Source organism: Micromonospora maritima (assembly GCF_902825405.1).
Lineage (GTDB): Bacteria > Actinomycetota > Actinomycetes > Mycobacteriales > Micromonosporaceae > Micromonospora > Micromonospora maritima.
Genome location: NZ_CADEAU010000396.1, coordinates 1 through 4890, shown reverse-complemented (window position 1 = coordinate 4890; position 4890 = coordinate 1). Strand labels below are relative to the sequence as shown.

The window sequence follows — 4890 nt, the reverse complement described above, 5'->3', positions numbered from 1 at the left end:
GACGGTGGTGGTCGCGGATGCCTGGGCCGCCGTGACGGCGGAGCGTGCGGGCGCGGCCGGGGCGGGCGCGGCGGCCAGCCCCTGGAGGCCGGCGATGAGCACCAGGCTGGCCACGGCCGTGCGGGCGATCCGGCGCAGCGTCGCCGTCCAGGTGGACGGGGTGAACGCTACGGGCAGCACCGTCTCAACCTATCGGGTGATGCCGGCTCCCGCAGCTCGACGATCTTGTGGGTTACGTGAGCCGGCCCACGGGTCGCTGTGGACGGACCTTTCTCTTCGCTCCGGAACGCCCCGACGGATGCATCGACGACGATGACATTGTCGATAGTTTTCCGCCGTCCCGGTCGGGCACACTTCCGCCGTCGAGCCCCCGATCGCGAGGAGAAGCCATGGGAGCACGCCGCACCACGACCGCGCTGGTCGCCGCGCTGGCCGCCGCCACCGTCACCGCCCTGGGCGCCACCCCGGCACAGGCCGCGACCGCCTCGGTCGACACCGGGTCGCTGCGCCCGGTGGCCGACGTCGACGTGAACCGGTACGCGGGCGACTGGTACCAGGTGGCCGCGATCCCGCAGTGGTTCGAGATCCAGTGCTTCAAGAACGTCAAGGCCCGGTACGACGTCCAGGCCGACGGCACCGTCGGCGTCCGCAACACCTGCCGGACGATCGTCGGCACCACCAGCACGGTCACCGGACGCGCGCGGAGCGAGAACCCGCCCGCCGACTCGGCGCTGACCGTCTCCTTCATCAACCTCGGCGGCCGGTGGATCTACCTGGGCGGCCCGAACTACGTGGTGATCGGGCTCGACCCCGACTACCGCTGGGCGGTCGTCGGCGACCCCGACCGCAGCAGCGGATTCGTGCTGTCCCGGGAGCCGTCGTTGGACGCGGCGCAGCTCGCCGACGTCAAGGCGACGCTCACCGACAACGGCTACGACCTCTGCGACTTCCGCACCACCCGGCAGGACGGCGGCGCCAGGGCCGGCGCCTTCTGCTGACCGGGTGACGGCGACCCGCCCGGCTCCTGGGCTGCCGGGCGGGTCGCCGGCTCACTCGACCCGCAGGCCGTCCGGGCGGGTGAGCCGCCACAGCACCGGCAGGCTCGCCGCCGTCACCAGCACCACCACCGCCGCGCCGAGGCTCGTGCCGAGCCCCACCACCGGCCAGCTCAACACCACCGGTGCGCCGACCATGACGAGCAGGACCGCGCCGGTCGCCGTGCCGACGCCGGCCGCGAGCACCAGACCGACGAGCACCGGTACGCCTGTCTGGGCGAGCACGGACCAGCCCAGCACCCGCCGGGGGGTACCCACCGCGACCAGGGCGGCCAGCAGCGGTCGCCGGTCCCGGAGCTGTTCCAGGACGCCGACCAGCAGGCTGATCCCCAGCAGCAGCAGGGTGATCACGGCGCCGGCGGTCAGCCCGGTCCGCACCTTGGTGAAGCCCGGGTCCTCCCGCACCGCCCGGAACTCCAGCACCTGCCCGATCGGCGGATCGATCGCCGCCACCGTGGCGCGCACCCGCTCCACGGTGTCCCGGTCGGCCGGGTCGAAGGTGAGCAACGCGGTGGCGTTCAGGTGGCGTGCCGGCAGGCCGGCGGCGGCCGTCGGGGTGAGCAGCAGCGCGGACTGCGCCCGGCCCCCCGTCGGGTCGGTGCGGGCCGGCACGATCCGGGTCGCCGTGGGGATGGTCCAGTCCTCGTCCAGGCGGATCCGGCCGCCGGGCTCGACGCCCGCCTCCAGGTCGCCGGAGCGGGCGAGGAACACGTCGCCGTCCGCGCACCCGTCGACCTCGGCGTACTCGGCCAGGGCCGCGCAGTCGCCGATCCGTACCGTCACGACCGCGTTCGGGTTCGTGTCTCCCGCCGGGGCGGCGGCGGTGGACAGCGTGGCCGCGCTGCCGGTCACACCCTCGACGGTGGCGAGCCGGTCCAGCGCGGCGCGCGGTTCGGCGACACCAGGGAGGTTCACCATCGCCTGGGCGCGCGTGAGGTCCTGACCGGACGGCCGACGGAACTCGTCCTGCACGCCGGCGATCAGCATCTGCAACCCGATCGTGCCGGCCACCGCCACCGCCACCCCGCTCACCAGGCGGGCCGAGGTGGCGCTGTCCAGTTGGAGCCGACGTACCGCGAGCTGCCAGCCCGGCGGGCCGCCGCGCAGCGGCCGCACCACCAGGTCGACCAGCCACGGCAGCACCGTGACCGTGCCGGCCAGCAGCAGCACCGCGCCCGCCGCGATCCGCCAGTCGGCGGTCGGCGCCGGCTCGGACCCGGTCGCCGGGTAGAGCAGCCCGAGACCGACGACGGGGAGCAGCAGCCGCCACCAGAGCCGGCGGCGTGCCGGGCGACCCCGGCGGGTCACGCCGAGCGGTTCCACGGCGACCCGGCGCAGCGCGAGCAGCGCCACCGCGATCGCGAGCGCCGGCACGGCCAGGACCACCAGCGTCACCAGGGGGACCGCCGGTCGCAGGTCCGCCGGGTAGAAGCTGTAGTCGGCGAACGAGACGAACCAGGCCAACTGCCGGCCGGCCAGGAACAGCCCACCGCCCACCATCAGGCCGAGCAGCGCGGCGGCGGTAGCCTCCCCGGCCGCGATCCGCCGCACCATGCCCTGGTCGGCGCCGAGCAGCCGGATGGCGGCGAGCCGGCGGTCCCGTTGGTCGCCGCCGAAGCGGACCGCCGCGCCGAGGAACACCACGACCGGCAGCAACAGCACCACGAACACGATCACCACGAGCAGGTTGAGCGTGGGACCCAGGTCCTCGCCCGGGCCGCCACCACCGAACCGGTCCAGGCGGCCCGCCCACTCCTCGGTCAGGTCGGCCCGGCCCGCGTACCAGGCCAGCTCGTCCGGGCCGGAGAGGCCGTCGGCGCCGATGACGCCGACCACGCGGGCGCCGCCGAGACGAGCGACGAGCAGCGGCCCGTCCGGCGAGTCGAGCACGGCACGCAGCGCCGGTGAGACGACCGCCTCACCCGGGCCGGGCAGGGTCGTCAGGCCGGGCGGCACCGGCGCGTCCGGGCCCTCCGGGCGGACCAGCCAGCCCCGCACGGTGCGCTGCCGGAACTGGCCGTCGGCGTGCAGGACCAGCAGGGTGTCCGGACCGGCGGGCAGTGGGCCGTCGACGAACGGTTCGCTCCTCGCGCCGGTGCGCTCCCCGCGGCTGTCGATCGCCCCCGGCACCGCGGCGGCGAGCAGCAGCATCGCCACGCCCACCCCGACGCCGAGCGCGGTGAGCAGCGTGCGCGTCCATCCGGCACGCCCGCCGGTGACCGCCATCCGCGCGCCCATCAGCAGGTCACCGAGGCCGGCGCCGGCCGGTCGGCGTGACACAGCCGCGCTCACGCCACCTGCTCCAGGCTGCGGGTCCGGCCGTCGCGGACCACCACCTCCCGGTCGGAGTACGCCGCCACCCGGGTCTCGTGCGTCACCAGCAGCACCGCCGCTCCGGTCTCCCGGGCGGCACCGGCGAGCAGGCGCATCACCCGTTCGCCGTTGAGTGAGTCCAGCGCGCCGGTGGGCTCGTCGGCGAAGACCACCCGGGGGCCGGTGACCAGCGCCCGGGCCACCGCGACCCGCTGCCCCTGACCGCCGGAGACCTCACCCGGTCGCTTGCCGGCCACGTCCGCCACCTCGAGCCGGTCCAGCCACTCCCGGGCCCGCCGCTCCGCCGCACGCCGGGCGACCCGCTCCAGCCGCAGCGGCAACGCGACGTTCTCCAGGCAGGTCAGCTCCGGTACGAGCTGCCCGAACTGGAAGACGAAACCGAACTCCCGGCGGCGTAGGGCGCTGCGCTCGGTGTCCGACATGGCGGTCAGGTCGGCGCCCCGGTAGCGCACCCGGCCGGTGTCCGGCGGCACGATTCCGGCGAGACAGTGGAGCAACGTCGACTTGCCGGACCCGGACGGCCCCATCACGGCCACCACCTCGCCGGCCGCGACGGCCAGCGACGCGCCGGCGAGCGCCGGGGTCGGGCCGAAGCGGCGGTGCAGGTCCTCCGCCACCAGCAGTGCGTCCGCGCTCATCGGCCGACCTCCCGGGCCAGCTGGTCGAGTCGGGAGGCGGTCAGCTCCAGCCAGCGCAGGTCCGCCTCGAGGTGGAACAGCGCGTGGTCGCAGACGAGCTGGTCGGCCAGGTCGCCGTCGGTCTTGCGCCGGGTCAGCTCCCGCATCAGCCGTAGGTGCTCGGCGCGCTGGACGTCGAGCAGGTCCGCGGCCGGGCGGCCGGTCAGCAGCGCGAGCACCACCTTGGTGTAGAGCACGCTGTGCAGGTAGGGCTCCGGCTTCTCCGGCTGGGCGAGCCACCGCGCCACGTCGGTGACACCGGCCTCGGTGATCGCGTACCGCTTGCGTTCCGGGCCCTCGCCGGGCTCGACCGAGTCGACCTCGACGAGGCCGTTGCGCAGCAGCCGGGACAGCGTGGCGTAGACCTGCCCGTAGGCGAGCGGACGGGCCTGGCCGAAGCGCTCGTCGTAGGCCCGCTTCAGGTCGTAGCCATGTCGGGGGCTGGCTTGCAGCAGCCCGAGGAAGGTGTGACCGATCGACATGATCGAGACTATACACAGTATGTATACGCTCTAGGTATACCTACCCGCCCGACGGTGAACGGCGCGGCTCCCACCGGGGAGCCGCGCCGTTCGTCCGTGTCGAGGTCAGATGCCGCCGAGTACCGGCGGCGGGGCCGACCCGCCGTCGCCCCAGACCATCTCGTCCTCGGTCAGCCAGGTCAGCCGGCCCTCGGACTCGTCGTCGTCTGCGGTGCCGCGCCCGCCCAGCACGCCGTTGCGGCCGGCCATGGCGGGCCGTCCCGTGGCGCCGGCACTGCGGCCGGTGGACCTGCCCTCGGCGTCGACGGTGAGGCCGCGACCGGAGGTGAGCCGCCCGGCGCC

General features: G+C 75.0%; 4 protein-coding genes and 2 pseudogenes. 1 reads left to right on the top strand and 5 read right to left on the bottom strand.

Annotated features, from left to right (window positions below; translation table 11 throughout):
• Positions 1-180, bottom strand: a pseudogene (locus tag HUW36_RS25465) (hypothetical protein); the annotation flags it as partial.
• Between the two features lie 209 nt (positions 181-389).
• Here HUW36_RS25465 and HUW36_RS25460 point away from each other — a divergent pair.
• Positions 390-998, top strand: coding sequence for a lipocalin family protein (locus tag HUW36_RS25460; RefSeq protein WP_174530474.1), 609 nt, complete (start codon positions 390-392; stop codon positions 996-998).
• 51 nt (positions 999-1049) lie between these two features.
• Here the strand turns inward: HUW36_RS25460 and HUW36_RS25455 are convergent, their stop codons facing one another.
• The 4 genes and pseudogenes from HUW36_RS25455 to HUW36_RS25440 all read right to left on the bottom strand — a co-directional run.
• The gene (locus tag HUW36_RS25455; protein ID WP_217428877.1) at positions 1050-3347 is read right to left on the bottom strand and encodes an FtsX-like permease family protein; all 2298 of its coding nucleotides are present in this window, start codon (positions 3345-3347) and stop codon (positions 1050-1052) included.
• Positions 3344-4027, bottom strand: coding sequence for an ABC transporter ATP-binding protein (locus tag HUW36_RS25450; RefSeq protein WP_174530473.1), 684 nt, complete (start codon positions 4025-4027; stop codon positions 3344-3346). Before HUW36_RS25450 ends, HUW36_RS25455 begins: the two co-directional genes overlap by 4 nt.
• Positions 4024-4548 (bottom strand): PadR family transcriptional regulator, encoded by a 525-nt coding sequence (locus HUW36_RS25445; protein ID WP_174530472.1) that lies wholly within the window; start codon positions 4546-4548, stop codon positions 4024-4026. The genes HUW36_RS25450 and HUW36_RS25445 overlap by 4 nt, the downstream gene beginning before the upstream one ends.
• A 105-nt stretch (positions 4549-4653) precedes the next feature.
• Positions 4654-4890, bottom strand: a pseudogene (locus tag HUW36_RS25440) (WXG100 family type VII secretion target); the annotation flags it as partial.

What these genes read in the sequence shown, in the direction of transcription:
- HUW36_RS25460 (WP_174530474.1), top strand. Translation starts at nt 390, where the DNA reads ATGGGAGCACGCCGCACCACGACCGCGCTGGTCGCCGCGCTGGCCGCC.
- HUW36_RS25450 (WP_174530473.1), bottom strand. Translation starts at nt 4,027, where the DNA reads ATGAGCGCGGACGCACTGCTGGTGGCGGAGGACCTGCACCGCCGCTTC.
- HUW36_RS25445 (WP_174530472.1), bottom strand. Translation starts at nt 4,548, where the DNA reads ATGTCGATCGGTCACACCTTCCTCGGGCTGCTGCAAGCCAGCCCCCGA.